We start from the raw sequence: 16,304 nt of genomic DNA on the forward strand, positions 1-16,304 counted from the left end.
TGACGAAATCGTCCCGGACGCAGGCCACGGCGGCACGCATCCGGCGGCATCCAACAGTACGGATTTACGCTTGAAACACGAACGCATCGATTATCGCACGGGCATCCTGTCGTCCCCCTCGGAGGTCTCGGCCGAAGAATGGAACGCGCTGCTCGAGCGCGACGCGCAGCCGACACCGTTCCTGCGCCACGAATTCCTCGACGCGCTGCACGTCGCGCGCTGTGCAGTCGACGACACCGGCTGGTCGCCGCATTTCGTCACGCTGACCGACGCGCACACGGGGCGGCTCGCGGCCGCCGCGCCCGTCTATGCGAAGCAGCATTCGTATGGCGAATACGTGTTCGACTGGGCATGGGCCGACGCGTACCAGCGCAACGGGCTGTCCTACTACCCGAAGCTGCTGTGCGCGGTGCCGTTCACGCCGGTCCAGGGCACCCGCCTCCTCGCCGCCGACGACGATGCGCGCAGCCGGCTCGCGGCCACACTGCTCGCGTTCGCGGAGCAGAGCGACGTGTCGTCGCTGCACGTGCTGTTCCCGACCGGCGAGGAAGCGCAACTGTTCGAATCGATGGGGATGATGCTGCGCGAAGGCGTGCAGTTTCACTGGATCAACGACGGCTACCGCGATTTCGACGACTTCCTCGGCACGCTCGAGCAGAAAAAACGCAAGAACATCCGCGCGGAACGCCGCAAGGTGCACGATGCGGGCGTGACGTTCCGCCGGCTCACCGGCGACATGATCACCGATGCCGACTGGCGCTTCTTCTCGCGTTGCTACCGGCAGACCTACCGCGAACACTATTCGAGCCCTTACCTGAATCTCGACTTCTTCCGCGCGATCGGCGCGACGATGCCCGAGAACCTGCTGCTCGTGATCGCGCAGGCCGACGGCAAACCGATCGCGAGTTCGCTCGCCGTCTACCGGCGTGGCGCGAACGGCGGCGGCACGCTGTACGGTCGCTACTGGGGCGCGCTCGAACACGTGCCCTGCCTGCACTTCGAAACGGCCTACTATCAACTGCTCGAGTTCTGCATCGAGGCCGGGCTCGATACGTTCGAGGGCGGCGCGCAGGGCGAACACAAACTCGCACGCGGCTTCCTGCCGACCGTCACGCATTCCGCGCACTGGCTCGCGCACCCGGCATTCTCGGACGCCGTCGCGCGCTTTCTCGAACGCGAGACCGAACATATTCACGCGTACGTCGACGAGCTGCGCGAACACGATCCGTTCCGGCGCAGCGCGGAGTAGCGGCCATGCACCGGCGACCGATGCGCCATTCGGCTCGCGCCGCATCGCGCACGTTACGATGCGTCACGGCTCGTGGCGAGATTCGCTGAAAGGCACCAGCAACCGGGTGCGCTCCGAGGCCGAGGCCGTTCATGCGCCTGCGTGAGGTTACGAGCAGCATGCGTCGTTGCGCGTACCGTCGTGCCGGCCGATGATCGGAGCCCGCACACGCCCCCGCCGCGCCGGTCGATATGCTGCCGCCGCAAAATCCGGCGGTTCGCCCGATCTTTTCTGAGACACTGGCGGCTTCGCATCCCGCCGCTCCTCCATGTCCTGGTTTCTGTATCTGATCGAATGCGCCGACGACAGCGTCTACACGGGCATCACGACCGACGTCGCCGCGCGCTTCGACGAGCACGCGGCCGGCAAGGGCGCACGCTACACGCGCTCGCGCAAGCCGCGTGCGGTACTCGCATCGTTTCCGCTGCCCGACCGGTCGATCGCATCGCGCGCGGAATACTGGGTGAAACGGCTCACGGCCGCGCAGAAACGCGAACTCGCCGCAGGGATCCGGACGCTCGAGTCGGTGTTGCCGGCCGGGATGTCGATCGACGGGAACTTCGATGTGGCCGTTGTGGCGGCCAGCATGCGCGGGCGGAAGAAAGTAAATGCGAAGAACGCCGGCGAGGCGGCGGAATCGGCTGAAACCGGGAGGGTCCCGAAGAAGACGGCGAAGGCCGAAAAACCGGCGAAGGCCGTGCAAACAGGAAAGACACCGAAGAAGGCAAAGGCCGCACCCGCCGCGAAGCGGGCGAAAACCGGCGACGATGCGCCAACGAAAAAGACCTCGACGCGCGGCACGCCGGCCAGAGCGGGTAAAGCGGGGAAGCCGATCAAACCGGTCGCGAAATCGTCGCTCGCCGAGAAAGCATCCGGCGGCAAGCCCGCCACGAACGGACGCGACGACGCTGCTCGCGCACCGGCGCGCAGCCGTGCACCGACAGCGAAGGCCACCGCCACCGCTGCCACGCCGCGCCGCGCAACCCCGGCAAAACGTGCGAAGGACGCCCCGCCTCCCGCCGCCCTACCCGCTGCCGCGCGCAAGAAGCGTTCTGCTCGCGAAAAACAAAACCGCGCGGCCTCCTGAGGAGGCACGCGCGGCTTGCGTGGCGGGCGAACCGGCCGTCAGGCCGGCAAGCCGGCTTTACTTCTTGTAGTTGGCGGCGCCGTCGGTGATCTCCTTGTGCGCGGCATCGATGCCGGCCCAGCCTTCGACCTTCACCCACTTGCCCTTCTCGAGCGCCTTGTATTGCTCGAAGAAGTGCTTGATCTGGTCCTTCAGGTACTCGGGCACGTCGTCGATCGACTTCAGGTTGGCCGTCATCGGGCAGACCTTGTCGTGCGGCACCGCGACCAGCTTCGCGTCGACGCCCGATTCGTCGGTCATCTGCAGCATGCCGAGCACGCGCGAGCGCACGATCGAACCGGCCAGCAGCGGGAACGGCGTGATCACCAGCACGTCGACCGGATCGCCGTCGCCCGACAGCGTCTGCGGGATGTAGCCGTAGTTCACCGGGTAACGCATGCCGGTACCGATGAAGCGGTCGACGACGAGGAGACCCAGCTCCTTGTCCGCCTCGTACTTCACCGGGTCGCTTTGCGCCGGGATCTCGATGATCACGTTGAAATCGTGCGGCAGGTCCTTGCCGGCCGGAACATGGTTGAAGCTCATGAGCGCTCTCTGTTGGTCGATGGAATTCGGGACAGGGCGCCGCGGCCGATGCACCGCCGCGGGCGTCCCCGCAAGGAATGCGCCATTATAGCCAATCGACCGGTGGCGTCCGGATGACGATCGGCGCGATAATCGTTCCCGATGTCCGGCCACTGGCCCCGTTGCACGTCGAGCGCAAAGCATGGAATCCGGGTCAGCGCCAAAGCGCTAACTCGGGTCGACCGGAGCAGGTATGGAAGAAGCGAAGCACTTCATCGCGGGCGAATGGACGTTGCCCGCGCAACTGGAAACGATCCCCGTCGTCGATCCCTCCGACGGCCAGCCGTTCGCGACGATCGCGCGCGGCACGGCCCCCGACATCGAGCGCGCAGTCGCCGCGGCCCGCGACGCGTTCGCGGGCCCGTGGGGCGCGGCAAGCGCCGCCGAACGCGGCCGCGTGCTGATGCGGCTGTCCGCACGCGTCGCCGACCACCTCGAGGAACTCGCCGCGATCGAGGCGCGCGACACCGGCAAGCCGCTGAAGCAGGCACGTGGAGACGCGGCCGCGCTCGCGCGCTACTTCGAGTTCTACGCGGGCGCCGCCGACAAACTGCACGGCGAAACGCTGCCCTATCATGCGGGCTACACGGTGCTCACCGTGCGCGAGCCGCACGGCGTCACCGGTCACATCGTGCCGTGGAACTACCCGATGCAGATCTTCGGGCGCAGCGTCGGCGCGGCGCTCGCGGCTGGCAACGCGTGCGTCGTGAAGCCGGCCGAGGACGCGTGCCTGTCGGTGCTGCGCGTCGCCGAGCTGGCCGCCGAAGCCGGGTTGCCGGCCGGCGCGCTGAACGTCGTCACCGGCTACGGCCATGAAGCGGGCGCCGCGCTCGCGCGCCACCCCGGCATCGATCACATCTCGTTTACCGGCTCGCCCGCGACCGGCAAGCTGGTCACGCAGATGGCCGCCGAAAACCACGTCCCCGTCACGCTCGAACTCGGCGGCAAGTCGCCGCAGATCGTGTTCGCCGACGCCGATCTCGAAGCGGCGCTGCCCGTGCTGGTGTCGGCGATCGTGCAGAACGGCGGGCAGACCTGCTCGGCCGGCAGCCGCGTGCTGATCGAGCGCGCGATCTACGAACCACTCCTCGAACGGCTCGCGACCGCATTCAACGGGCTGCGGGTCGGCCCGAGCCGCGCGGACCTCGACTGCGGCCCGCTGATCAACGCGAAGCAGCAGCAGCGCGTGTGGGACTTCCTGTCCGATGCGCAGCACGACGGCATTCCGATGGCCGCGCACGGCCAGGTCGTCGCCGACGCGCCCGAAAGCGGCTTCTACCAGGCACCCGCGCTGTTGCGCGACGTGCCGTCGTCGCACCGGCTCGCGCAGGAGGAAGTGTTCGGCCCGGTGCTCGCCGCGATGCGCTTCGCCGACGAAGACGAAGCGGTCGCGCTCGCGAACGGCACGCCGTACGGCCTCGTCGCAGGCATCTGGACGCGCGACGGTGCGCGCCAGATGCGTCTCGCGCGCCGGCTGCGCGCGGGCCAGGTGTTCATCAACAACTACGGTGCAGGCGGCGGCGTCGAATTGCCGTTCGGCGGCGTCGGCCACTCGGGGCACGGCCGCGAGAAAGGCTTCGAGGCGCTGTACGGCTTCACCACGCTGAAGACGATCGCAATCCGGCACGGCTGAGCACGGCCGGCAGCGACCGGCCGCATCGGCCCACCAGGCACTCATCCAACCCAGGAGACACACCATGCGGTTGAGCGGCAAGACGGCCATCGTCACGGGCGGCGGCTCGGGCTTCGGCGAAGGCATCGCGAAGACGTATGCGCGCGAAGGCGCGAACGTCGTCGTCAACGACCTGAACGGTGCGGCGGCCGAGCGCGTCGCGAGCGAGATCGCGCTGGCGGGCGGCAAGGCCATCGCGGTCGCGGGCGACGTGTCGCGGGACGAAGACTGGCGCGCATTGCTGCAGGCCGCGCTCGACGATTTCCATTCGGTGCAGATCGTCGTGAATAACGCCGGCACCACGCACCGCAACAAGCCGGTGCTCGACGTCACGGAAGCGGAGTTCGACCGCGTGTATGCCGTCAACATGAAAAGCCTGTTCTGGAGCGTGCAGACCTTCGTTCCGTACTTTCGCGCGCAGGGCGGCGGCGTGTTCGTGAACGTCGCGTCGACGGCCGGCGTGCGCCCGCGCCCGGGCCTCGTCTGGTACAACAGCACGAAGGGCGCGATGATCACCGCGAGCAAGTCGCTCGCGGCCGAGCTCGGCGCCGACCGGATCCGCGTGAACTGCATCAATCCGGTGCTCGGCGAGACGGCCCTGATGACCGAGTTCATGGGCTGCGAGGACACGCCCGAGAATCGCCGCCGGTTCCTGGCGACGATTCCGCTCGGCCGCTTCTCGACGCCGCAGGACATCGCGAACGCGGCCCTTTACCTCGCATCCGACGAAGCCGAGTTCATCACCGGCGTCTGTCTCGAAGTCGACGGCGGGCGCTGCATCTAGCCGCACGACCGTGATTGCGCCACGCCGGCAATGCCGGCCGGCGCCGCATCTTCGCATGAGCATTGCCTCGCACGACCCCGGATCGGGCGCCGCCGCGCCGGCTCCGGCCACCACAAGAAAGGACAGGAGACAACATGGCAACATCGACGCAGTCGCTGCCGGGCTCGTCCGGCGCATTCGAGGAAGCAACCTACCGCAAGGTGTCCTGGCGGCTCACCCCGCTGCTGCTGCTGTGCTACGTGGTCGCGTATCTCGACCGCGTGAACGTCGGCTTCGCGAAGCTGCAGATGGCGAGCGACCTGAACCTCAGCGACACCGTCTACGGGCTCGGCGCCGGGATCTTCTTTTTCGGCTACTTTCTGTTCGAAGTCCCGAGCAACATCATCCTGCACAAGGTCGGCGCACGCGTGTGGATCGCGCGCATCATGGCGACGTGGGGCGTGATCTCGATCCTGACGATGTTCGTCACGACGCCGGCGATGTTCTATGTGATGCGCTTCCTGCTCGGCGTCGCCGAGGCCGGCTTCTTCCCCGGCGTGATCCTGTACCTCACGTACTGGTATCCCGCGCACCGCCGCGGCCGGATGACGACGTTCTTCATGACGGCCGTCGCATTGTCGGGCGTGATCGGCGGCCCGATCTCCGGATTCATCCTGAAGGCGTTCAACGGCGTGAGCGGCTGGCACGGCTGGCAATGGCTGTTCCTGCTCGAAGGGATTCCGTCGGTGCTGGCCGGCGTGCTCATCTTCTTCGCGCTCGACGACCGGATCTCGAAGGCGAAATGGCTCACCGACGACGAAAAGGCGCTGCTCGCGCGCAACGTCGAAGCGGAAGAAGCGACGAAGGAAGATTTGCCGCTCGGCACGGTGATGTCGAGCCCGCGCGTGTGGCTGATGGCGCTCATCTACTTCTCGTTCGTGATGGGCCTTTACGGCGTCGGCTTCTGGCTGCCGACGATCATCAAGGCGACCGGCGTCGTCGACACGTTCATGATCGGCCTGCTGTCGGCGATTCCGTATGCGGTGGCGGTCGTCGCGATGATCCTGATCGCGCGCAGTGCAGACAAGCGCCGCGAACGACGCTGGCACCTGGCGATTCCAGCCGCGTTCGGCGCGCTCGGCCTCGTGCTGTCGGTGATCTGGGCGCATCAGACGGCTCTCGCGATGCTCGGCCTCACGCTCGCGACGATGGGCATCCTGACCACGCTGCCGCTGTTCTGGAGCCTGCCGACCGCATTCCTCGGCGGCGCGGCCGCCGCCGCCGGCATCGCGATGATCAACTCGATCGGCAACCTCGCGGGCTTCCTGAGCCCGTACATGATGGGCTGGCTCAAGCAGGCGACCGGCGCGAACGACGCGGGCATGTACATGCTCGCCGCGTTCCTCGTGCTCGGCGGGCTGCTCGCGCTGTCGGTGCCGAAACGGCTGGTCGACAAGTGATGCTGCGCAAGCTCGGCGCGTAACGCATTCGGGCCGGCTTGCAACGGACGAAAAAGCCCCGAAGGCCGATCGGCGTTAGGGGCTCTGGACGCAGCGGCGCGTCAGACCACGGTGATCGCGAGCGCGCTTTCGCGGTAGTGCCTGGCGGCCTTGTCGGTTTCGCCGAGATGCTCGAACAGGCGCGCGAGCGCACGGTGCGCACGCACCTTCAGCGCCTCGTTGTCGGCCTGCTTCAGCGCCGCCTCGAGGAACGACTGCGCCTTGCCCCACAGCTGCTGCTGCTGGCAGAGGCGGCCCAACGCGAACAGCAGGTCGGCATCGTCCGGGTGATCCTTCTTCCATCCTTCGGCCTTCTGGATCAGCGGGAGCGCATCGCCGCCGGCGGTGTCCGGATAGCGGCGCAGCAGACGTGCATCCCAGTTGTGCGCGAGCGCGTCCTCGACGATGCGGCGCGCTTCGGTGCGGCGCTCGAGCGGCACCAGCAGGTCAGCCGCGAGATCGGCGAGACGCGGCGACTGGCGCTCGAGCGGCGACAGCGACTGCCACACTTCGAGCAGCGCATCCGGATCGTGCCGGCGTTCGCGCAGCAGGTTCTCCGCGGCCTGCTGGCGCAGCCGCACGGCCGCGGCCGGATGCAGCGCCTCGCGCTTCTCCAGCGCCTTCGCGAGCTTGAGCACCTCGGCCCAGTTCTTCAACTGCTGTTGCGCGCGCAGCGCGACCTGTTGCGCATGAATACGCTTGCCGCCCGCCTGCATGTCGGCCAGCGCGGCGAGTGCGCCATCCGCATCGCGTGCGTCGGCGCGCATGTCGGCCGACGCGAGCAGCCGTGCGTCCTGCCACTCGGGCGCATCGACCTTCGACAGCCAGTCGTCGCGACGCGCGTACTCGTGCATCCGGTGCGCGGCCGTCGCGGCAACGAGGCTCGCGGCGCCCTGGTTCGCATCGACCGCGAGCGCATCGCGCGCGGCCTTCTCGGCACGCGAGAAGCGGCCCGCGTACAGGTTCGCGATCGCATCGCGCAGCGACGCCTGGGCCTTCTCGTTACGCGAACGCGCGCGATACGCAGCGACCCGCTGCGGCATGCGCCAGATGTTGCGCACGATGCGCAGCAGCGCATACACGACGATGAACAGCACGACGATGGCGATCACGAACAGGTTCAGCGACACGTCGACCCGGTACGGCGGGTAGACGAGCAGCACCTGCCCCGCATCGAAATGGCCGATGGTGGCAAGTGCCACGGCGATCGCGAACAGGATCGCGAGCCAGACGATTCCTCGAAGCGTCATCGTTACCCCCGGCTCTTGAACTGCTGAACGGCGTTCAGGCTCGTGTTCAGGTTCGGCACCGCGACCGTCAGCGATGCGCTGTCGACCTGCTTGAGCAGATCCTCGACCGATTGCGTGTCCTTCGATGCCTGGTCGAAATACTTGCCGAGCGACGCCTGCGCGGCGTGCAGGTCGGCCTTCATCGCGCTGTCGTTGCGTGCGAGCAGCGACAGCCGCGCGGTGAGCAGGCGCAGCTTCACGTTCTCGCGCACGAAGTAGCCCTGGTCGGGCGACGCGAGCATCGCATCGGCGTTGTCGATCCGACGCACCTGCACGAGGCCCTTCAGTTGCTGGCCGAGGCCGGCCGAGAAGTCATGCCACCACACCTTCCAGCGCGGCGTGTCGGCGGCGACCGACGACGCGGCGGCGGACGGCGCGGCCTTCGGCGTCGCGTGCGGGACGATCGCCTCGCCCGACAGCGGCAGCGTGTCGATCTTCGCGATCGCGTCGTCGAGCTTGATCGCGAGGCCCGTGAGGTCGGCAGATGGCGCGGCCTTCAGCTTCTCGATGTCCAGAGCGAGCGCCTTGCGCACCGTGACAGCCTGCGCGCTCTGCGACGTCGCAAGGCGTGCATCGGCATTCTGCAGCGCGATCAGTGCGAGTTGCGTGTTGCCCGTCAGCTGCAGCTGCTGGCTCGCGCTCGACAGCATCTGGTCGACTTCCTCGAGCATCCATGCATCGCGGTTGCGCGACAGGTCCTGGTACTGCTGTTGCAGCGCCTGCTGCGCGCTCTGCGCATCGGCGAGCTTGCCGTCGAGCTGCGCGAGCTGCGTGTCGACCTGATGCGTGCTCGCAAGCGCCTGCTCGGTCTTCATGCGGGTCTCGGCCGTCTGCGCATCGAGCGTCTTCTGGCGCGCGACGAACGAATCGCCGAGCCGGTCGACCTTGCGGTTCAACGCGTAGCCGCCGACACCGGCCGCGCAGCCGAGCACGACGATGACGAACCACAGCGCCGCGCTGCCGCCGCGGCGCGCATGCGGCTCGGACCCGAGATAAGGAGGACTGGGCGGCGGTGCGGATGCAGCGGCCGGCTGGGAAGCGACGCTTTTGGAATCGTTGGTATCTGTCATGCGTTTAGTCACCGGTGCGGCTGTCGCCGGTTGGACGGCCTCGTCGGCCATCGTTCGAAACGCGCGGACGATGCGCTCATCGCCCGCGCCGGTCAGCGTAATCCTATCAAAACCCAGTGCGCGCGCGGTCTGCTCGATGCGCGGGTGCGGCGTCACGAGCGGCGCATGCTTCAGCGCGTCGATCTCCGTGTCGTTCAGGTGCGTGCGGGCGAGTTCGTGCAGGTTGCGCACGCCTTCCGAGCTCGTGACGAGCCACGCATGCGGCGCGCCGGCGAGCAGCGCATGCACGCGCTCCCACACGGCCACGCGCGGCTCCGGCACGACGCGCCGGTAAGCCGCGACGAGCGTGACGTCCGCACCGGCTTCGCGCAGGCGCTCGGCGAGCCATTCGCGCCCGCCGTCGCCGCGCACGATCAGCACGCGTTTGCCGGCGAGCGCCTGCGCGCCGCCGAACGCGGCCTCGATGCTCGCGAACAGGCTTTCGGAATCGTAATGAGGGACGCCGCCGTCGGCAGGCACCTGCGGTGCGATCACGCGATGCGCGGGCACCGCGATGCCGTGGCGCTCGAGCGCGGCGACGCTGCCCGGCCCGACGACGCCGACCGGCAACGCATTCGGCCAGATGGCACCGTACTGCGCGAGCGCGCGCTCGATCGCATTCGGCGACACGAAGATCACGAGCGCGTAGTCGGCGAGCGCCGCGAGCGCGGCGTCGAGCGGCGCCGGATCGTCGACCGGCGCGATGTCGATCAGCGGAAATTCGAGCACGTCGCAGCCGGCTTCGGCCAGCTGCGACGCGAGTGCGGCCGACTGGCCGTCCGGGCGGGTCAGGACGGCGGTGAACGCGCGCGCGCCGCCCGCCATCAGGCGTCGCCCTTGCCGGCCTGCGACGCGGCGAGCAGTGCGTTGACGATGTCGAGCGCGCCCTGCGACTCGAGCGCGTCGGACACCGCGCGGCCGAGCGCAAGCGCATCGGCAACCGTCATGACGGCTCCGCACTCGTCGGCCGTCAGCACGCGCTGGCCGTCGGTCGTCGACACGCGGCCCGTCAGGTACAGTTCGCCCGCGCGCCACACCGCATGCGCGGCGAGCGGCACTTCGCAGCTGCCGCCGAGCGCACGCGACACCATCCGCTCGGCCTCGACCGCGAGCGCGGTCTGGCGGTCATGCAGCGGTGCCAGCCACGCCGCGACGTCGGCGCGGTGCGCGGCGATCTCGATGCCGAGCGCACCCTGACCGGCGGCCGGCAGGCTGTCCTCGACATCGATCAGCGCGCGGATCCGCGCTTCCAGGCCGAGGCGCTTCAGGCCCGCGGCCGCGAGGATGATCGCCGCGTAATCGCCGCGATCCAGTTTGGACAGGCGCGTGTCGAGGTTGCCACGCAGCGGCAGCACGTCGAGGTGCGGATAGCGCGCGCGCAGCATCGCCTCGCGGCGCAGGCTCGACGTGCCGACGACCGCGCCGGCCGGCAGCGCGTCGAGCGACGCGTAGTCGTTCGACACGAACGCGTCGCGCGGATCCTCGCGCTCCATGATCGCCGTCAGCGCGAAACCGTCGGGCAGCGCCATCGGCACGTCCTTCAGCGAATGCACGGCCAGATCGGCACGACCGTCGGCGAGCGCATTCTCCAGTTCCTTCACGAACAGGCCCTTGCCGCCGACCTTCGACAGCGTACGATCGAGAATCTGATCGCCACGGGTCGTCATCCCGAGGATTTTCACGTCACAAGCTGGATATAATTTGCGCAGCGCATCACGCACATGTTCGGCTTGCCACATCGCCAGGCGGCTCTCACGCGAAGCAATCGTCAGCGTCGCGGGCGGCTGCGTCTGTCGCGGCCCTGCCGCAGGAATCTCGGAATTCATTGCTGGAACATCGAAGGACGGGATTGAAGATCGAACAATGGTAGCACGCACGCCCCAGCCCGCCCGGGCCCGGAGCCTGCGCCCGCCGCGCTTCGGCGCGGGCGGCGACACCGATGCGCGAATGTGCCGCACGTAGCTGGTTGCTTGACCGCAGTTCCCGTAGTTTCCGCAGTCCCCGCAGTCCCTTTTGACTCGAGCTTTCCCAAGGAAACCCATCGTGAAGTCTTCCGGATCGGCGCGTACGGCGCGCCGCAATGCTGCCCTGCCCTCCTCCGACGCCCAGACGGGCACCGTCGCCACTGCCGCGAACGGCCGTGCGAAAACGGCAACGAAACCGAAAGACCCGATACGTCAGACAAAACGCACCATCAAGACCGCCGGTCCGGCGGCCCGCGCATCGAAGCCCGGCGCCCGTACACGCGAGGACAAGGACGGCCCGCTGTTCGAAGACATCCGCTTTCTCGGCCGCCTGCTCGGCGACGTGGTGCGCGAGCAGGAAGGCGACACGGTGTTCGACGTCGTCGAAACCATTCGCCAGACGGCGGTGAAGTTTCGCCGCGAAGACGACAGCGAGGCCGCGCAGACACTCGAGAAGAAGCTGCGCAAGCTGACGCCGGAGCAGACGGTGAGCGTCGTGCGCGCGTTCAGCTATTTCTCGCACCTCGCGAACATCGCGGAAGACCGCCACCACAACCGCCGCCGCCGCATCCACGCGCTGGCCGGTTCCACGCCGCAGCCCGGCACCGTCGCGTACGCGCTCGAACAGCTGAAGACCACCGGCAACGCGTCCAAGCGCCTGCTGCAGCGCTTCTTCGACGATGCGCTGATCGTCCCGGTGCTGACCGCTCACCCGACCGAAGTGCAGCGCAAGAGCATCCTCGATGCGCAGCACGACATCGCACGCCTGCTCGCCGAGCGCGACCAGCCGCTCACCGCGCGCGAACGCGCATACAACGAATCGATGCTGCGCGCGCGCGTCACCGCGCTGTGGCAGACCCGCATGCTGCGCGATGCACGCCTGACGGTCGGCGACGAGATCGAGAACGCGCTGTCGTACTACCGCGCGACATTCCTCGACGAACTGCCGGCGCTGTACGGCGACATCGAGGCCGCGCTCGCCGAGCACGGCCTGCAAGCGCGCGTGCCCGCGTTCTTCCAGATGGGCAGCTGGATCGGCGGCGACCGCGACGGCAACCCGAACGTGACGGCCCCGACGCTCGACGAAGCGATCACCCGCCAGGCCGCGGTGATCCTCGAACACTATCTGGAACAAGTGCACAAGCTCGGCGCCGAGTTGTCGGTATCGAACCTGCTGGTCGGCGCGAACGACGCGGTGAAGGCGCTCGCGGCGGCATCGCCCGACCAGTCGCCGCATCGCGTCGACGAACCGTATCGCCGCGCGCTGATCGGCATCTACACGCGACTCGCCGCGAGCGCGCGCGTGCGTCTCGGCGAGGGCACGGTGCCGGTGCGCAGCGCGGGCCGCGGTGCGCCGCCGGTACGCGCCGTGCCGTACGCGGATTCCGAAGCGTTCGTCGCCGACCTGAAGGTGCTGACCGCATCGCTCGACGAGCATCACGGCACGTCGCTCGCCGCACCGCGCCTCGCGCCGCTCATGCGCGCGGCCGAAGTGTTCGGCTTCCACCTCGCGAGCATCGACCTGCGCCAGAGCTCCGACATCCACGAGTCCGTGGTCGCCGAGCTGTTCGCGCGTGCGGGCGTCGAAGCCGACTACGCGGCGCTCGCCGAGGAAGACAAGCTGCGCGTGCTGCTCGCCGCGCTCGCCGATCCGCGTCCGCTGCGCTCGCCGTACCTCGAATACTCGGCGCTCGCGCAAAGCGAGCTCGGCGTGTTCGAGAAGGCGCGCGACGTGCGTGCGCAGTTCGGTCCGCGCGCGGTACGCAACTACATCATTTCGCACACGGAAACCGTCAGCGATCTCGTCGAGGTGCTGCTGCTGCAGAAGGAGACGGGCCTGCTCGACGGCACGCTCGGCGGCAACGCGAAAAGCGGCCTGATGGTGATCCCGCTGTTCGAGACGATCCCCGACCTGCGCGACGCCGCGCGCATCATGCGCGAGTACTTCGCACTGCCGGGCGTCGACGCGCTGATCGCGCACCAGGGCGCCGAACAGGAAGTGATGCTCGGCTACTCGGACTCCAACAAGGACGGCGGCTTCCTCACGTCGAACTGGGAGCTGTATCGCGCGGAGCTCGCGCTCGTCGACCTGTTCCGCGAACGCAAGATCACGCTGCGCCTGTTCCACGGCCGCGGCGGCACGGTCGGCCGCGGGGGCGGCCCGACCTACCAGGCGATCCTGTCGCAGCCGCCGGGCACCGTGAACGGCCAGATCCGCTTGACCGAACAGGGCGAGGTGATCGCGAGCAAGTTCGCGAACCCCGAGATCGGCCGGCGCAACCTTGAAACGGTCGTGGCCGCCACGCTGGAGGCGTCGCTGCTGCCGCAGTCGAACGCGCCCGCGCAACTGCCCGCGTTCGAAGCCGCAATGCAGACGCTGTCCGATGCCGCGATGGCGTCGTATCGCGCGCTCGTCTATGAAACGCCGGGCTTCACCGACTACTTCTTCTCGTCGACCCCGATCACCGAGATCGCCGAGCTGAACATCGGCAGCCGTCCGGCGTCGCGCAAGCTGCAGGATCCGAAGAACCGCAGGATCGAGGATCTGCGCGCGATTCCGTGGGGCTTCTCGTGGGGGCAGTGCCGGCTGCTGCTGACGGGCTGGTACGGCTTCGGCAGCGCGGTGAGCGCGTATCTCGACGGCGCGCAGGACGCGGCCGAACGCGCGAAGCGCGTCACGCTGCTCAGGAAGATGAACAAGACCTGGCCGTTCTTCGCGAACCTGCTGTCGAACATGGACATGGTGCTCGCGAAGACCGATCTCGCGGTCGCGTCGCGCTACGCGCAGCTCGTTGCCGATCGCAAGCTGCGCAAGCACGTGTTCGAGCGGATCGTCGCGGAATGGGAGCGCACGTCGCAGGCGCTCGCGGAAATCACGGGGCACGAAGGCCGCCTCGCGACCAACCCGCTGCTCGCGCGTTCGATCAAGAACCGCTTCCCGTATCTCGATCCGCTGAACCACCTGCAGGTCGAGTTGATCAAGCGTCACCGCGCGGGCGACACGAACGCGCGGCTGCGGCGCGGGATTCACCTGACGATCAACGGAATCGCGGCCGGCCTGCGCAATACGGGCTGATCCACGTGCGGCGCGGGTTCGCCCCGCGCCGGCCGGCGGTGCAGATCGAAAGCCTCGATACGCGGCCCGCGCGTATCGAGGCTTTTTTCATCGGCAAGCGCGACGGTGCGAGCCGCCGCGCCGCGCACTCAGTGCGCGTCGATCAGCAACGCGTCGTGCTCGAACGATCCGTCCGCCTGCACCGCATAGTAAGCGCGCACCTCGTCGGGTGCGTGCGCCCACAGCGCGCGGATGCCCGCGACGCTGTCGGCCGGCGTGCGGATGCGCTCGACCCACGTATCGAAATCGATCGGCAGGCGCCAGCGGCTCTCCACGTGCGCATCGAACCCGGCGCCGCGGAACATCGCGAGCCACTCGTCGGCACGGTAATCGCGCACGTGGGACGCGTCGCGCAACACTTCCGCTGCCTGCAGATACGTGTCGAGCAGCGGATGGTCGTTGCCCGCAATGTCGATCATCAGCACGCGGCCGCCCGGCTTGAGCACGCGACGCACCTCGGTGAGCGCCGCGCGCACGTTGTGCCAGTGGTGCGCGCTCATCCGGCTCACCACCCAGTCGAAGGTCCCCGCGTCGAACGGCAGCCGCTCGGCCGGGCCCTGCTGCGTGCGGACGTTCGCGAGCCCGCGCTCACGGGCGGCGCCGTCGACGGTCGCGAGCATCGGCGCGGCAAGATCGTAAGCGACCACGTCGCGCACGTGCGGCGCGACCGCGAAACTCGCGTGGCCCGCGCCGCAACCGAGATCGAGCACCGCGCCATCGGGCGTCGCGCGCACGGCGTCGGCCAGCGCCTGCAGATCGGCGCCCGTCGCGTGGACCGTGCTCGTCAGGTAGGCGGCGGCCGTCGTGCCGAATGCATCGGCGACCTGGTCGTGGTGTTTCATCGTTCGCTCCTTCTTTTGGTGGGGGCGCTCGCTGCCTGCCAGCGCGCGAATCGCTACAATAGGGCCGCGCTTGTACCAGTACAAGTTAAGCAGTTATTCTGGTATTCGTTACACCTGCCTGATTCTCGCCGCGCCCAGCGCCTTTTTCCCTTTTCGTCGTTTCGGCCGTTTTCGCATGAACCCGTCGTCCTCCGCCCCCACCCCGCCACTCGACGAGACGCCCGCCCGCGCGCTCGGCGAATTCATCCGCGCGCACCGCGAACGGCTGTCGCCGCAAGCCGTCGGCCTGCCGCCCGGCCCGCGCCGCCGCACGCCGGGCCTGCGGCGCGAGGAAGTCGCGCAGCTCTGCGGCGTCAGCCCGACCTGGTACACGTGGATCGAGCAGGGCCGCCCGGTGTCGGCGTCGGCCGACGCGCTCGCCCGGATCGCCGTCGCATTGCAGCTGTCGAAGGCCGAGCGCGCGTACCTGTTCGAGCTGGCCGCGCAGCGCGACCCGGCCGAGCCCGACGTCGCGGCCGGCGACCTGCCGCCGACGCTCGCGGCGACCGTCGCCGCGATCGCCACGCCCGCCTACGTGCTCGACCGCCAATGGACCGCGCTCGCGTGGAACGTACCGGCCGCGGCGCTGTTTGCCGGCTGGCTCGACGGCGAGCATGACCGCAACCTGCTGCGCTTCACGTTCATGTCGCCGGCCGCGCGCACGCTGATCGTCGACTGGGAAACCCGTGCGCGACGCCTCGCGGCCGAATTCCGCGCCGACTCGATCCGCCACCTGGCCGACGCGCCGACCCGCGCGCTGATCGACGCGCTGATGGCCGGCAGCGACGCGTTCGCGCAGTACTGGGCGTCGCAGGACGTGTTCGAGCGCGAAGGCGGCCTGCGCGAGTTCGATCACCCGGCCGACGGCCGCCTCGTGTACCAGCAGATCACGCTGAAGCCCGCGCACCGGGAAGACCTGAAGCTCGTGGTCCTCGTGCGCGACTGAGCGAGCGGCCCGCGCCGGCAAAGGCCGGCGGGCCGCCCCGCGAATGTTAGAATCGCGGGATTCCCTC

General features: G+C 68.6%; 12 protein-coding genes. 7 read left to right on the forward strand and 5 right to left on the reverse strand.

Annotation, left to right across the window (positions count from 1 at the left end):
• Window positions 1–70 precede the first annotated feature (70 nt).
• A complete protein-coding gene (locus DIE13_RS11565; protein ID WP_124827255.1) occupies window positions 71–1,249 on the forward strand; it encodes a GNAT family N-acetyltransferase in 1,179 nt (392 codons plus the stop codon).
• A 307-nt stretch (window positions 1,250–1,556) separates the two neighbouring features.
• On the forward strand, window positions 1,557–2,375 hold the full coding sequence (locus DIE13_RS11570) for a GIY-YIG nuclease family protein (protein WP_124827256.1): 819 nt from the start codon (window positions 1,557–1,559) through the stop codon (window positions 2,373–2,375).
• Window positions 2,376–2,432: 57 nt separating this feature from the next.
• Here the strand turns inward: DIE13_RS11570 and ppa are convergent, their stop codons facing one another.
• Window positions 2,433–2,960, reverse strand: coding sequence for an inorganic diphosphatase (gene ppa, locus DIE13_RS11575; RefSeq protein ID WP_006753432.1), 528 nt, complete (start codon window positions 2,958–2,960; stop codon window positions 2,433–2,435).
• 232 nt (window positions 2,961–3,192) lie between these two features.
• On the opposite strand from ppa, the gene DIE13_RS11580 reads away from it, so the two are divergent.
• The 3 genes from DIE13_RS11580 to DIE13_RS11590 all read left to right on the forward strand — a co-directional run bounded on the left by DIE13_RS11580 (window position 3,193) and on the right by DIE13_RS11590 (window position 6,894).
• Window positions 3,193–4,632: an aldehyde dehydrogenase family protein gene (locus DIE13_RS11580; RefSeq protein ID WP_124827257.1), complete on the forward strand. Its 1,440-nt coding sequence runs from the start codon at window positions 3,193–3,195 to the stop codon at window positions 4,630–4,632.
• A gap of 64 nt (window positions 4,633–4,696) precedes the next feature.
• Window positions 4,697–5,455, forward strand: coding sequence for an SDR family oxidoreductase (locus DIE13_RS11585; RefSeq protein WP_124827258.1), 759 nt, complete (start codon window positions 4,697–4,699; stop codon window positions 5,453–5,455).
• 134 nt (window positions 5,456–5,589) lie between these two features.
• On the forward strand, window positions 5,590–6,894 hold the full coding sequence (locus tag DIE13_RS11590) for an MFS transporter (RefSeq protein WP_124827259.1): 1,305 nt from the start codon (window positions 5,590–5,592) through the stop codon (window positions 6,892–6,894).
• A gap of 101 nt (window positions 6,895–6,995) precedes the next feature.
• Here DIE13_RS11590 and DIE13_RS11595 read toward each other — a convergent pair whose 3' ends face one another.
• Genes DIE13_RS11595 through hemC form a run of 3 tightly spaced genes read right to left on the reverse strand, consistent with a single transcriptional unit; the run spans window position 6,996 to window position 11,157 of the window.
• Window positions 6,996–8,183 (reverse strand): heme biosynthesis protein HemY, encoded by a 1,188-nt coding sequence (locus tag DIE13_RS11595; protein ID WP_124827260.1) that lies wholly within the window; start codon window positions 8,181–8,183, stop codon window positions 6,996–6,998.
• A gap of 2 nt (window positions 8,184–8,185) precedes the next feature.
• On the reverse strand, window positions 8,186–10,156 hold the full coding sequence (gene hemDX, locus DIE13_RS11600; protein WP_124827261.1) for a fused uroporphyrinogen-III synthase HemD/membrane protein HemX: 1,971 nt from the start codon (window positions 10,154–10,156) through the stop codon (window positions 8,186–8,188).
• Window positions 10,156–11,157 carry a hydroxymethylbilane synthase gene (hemC, locus tag DIE13_RS11605; RefSeq protein WP_124827262.1) on the reverse strand — a complete coding sequence of 334 codons (1,002 nt, stop codon included), beginning with the start codon at window positions 11,155–11,157 and terminating at the stop codon, window positions 10,156–10,158. The genes hemDX and hemC overlap by 1 nt, the downstream gene beginning before the upstream one ends.
• 217 nt (window positions 11,158–11,374) lie before the next feature.
• On the opposite strand from hemC, the gene ppc reads away from it, so the two are divergent.
• On the forward strand, window positions 11,375–14,371 hold the full coding sequence (ppc, locus tag DIE13_RS11610; protein WP_124827263.1) for a phosphoenolpyruvate carboxylase: 2,997 nt from the start codon (window positions 11,375–11,377) through the stop codon (window positions 14,369–14,371).
• Between the two features lie 128 nt (window positions 14,372–14,499).
• Here ppc and DIE13_RS11615 read toward each other — a convergent pair whose 3' ends face one another.
• A complete protein-coding gene (locus DIE13_RS11615) occupies window positions 14,500–15,252 on the reverse strand; it encodes a class I SAM-dependent methyltransferase (protein ID WP_124827264.1) in 753 nt (250 codons plus the stop codon).
• Window positions 15,253–15,427: 175 nt separating this feature from the next.
• On the opposite strand from DIE13_RS11615, the gene DIE13_RS11620 reads away from it, so the two are divergent.
• On the forward strand, window positions 15,428–16,237 hold the full coding sequence (locus DIE13_RS11620; protein ID WP_124827265.1) for a helix-turn-helix transcriptional regulator: 810 nt from the start codon (window positions 15,428–15,430) through the stop codon (window positions 16,235–16,237).
• Window positions 16,238–16,304 lie beyond the last annotated feature (67 nt).

Origin of the sequence: Burkholderia sp. Bp9016 (genome assembly GCF_003857765.1) — a bacterium.
GTDB lineage: Bacteria > Pseudomonadota > Gammaproteobacteria > Burkholderiales > Burkholderiaceae > Burkholderia.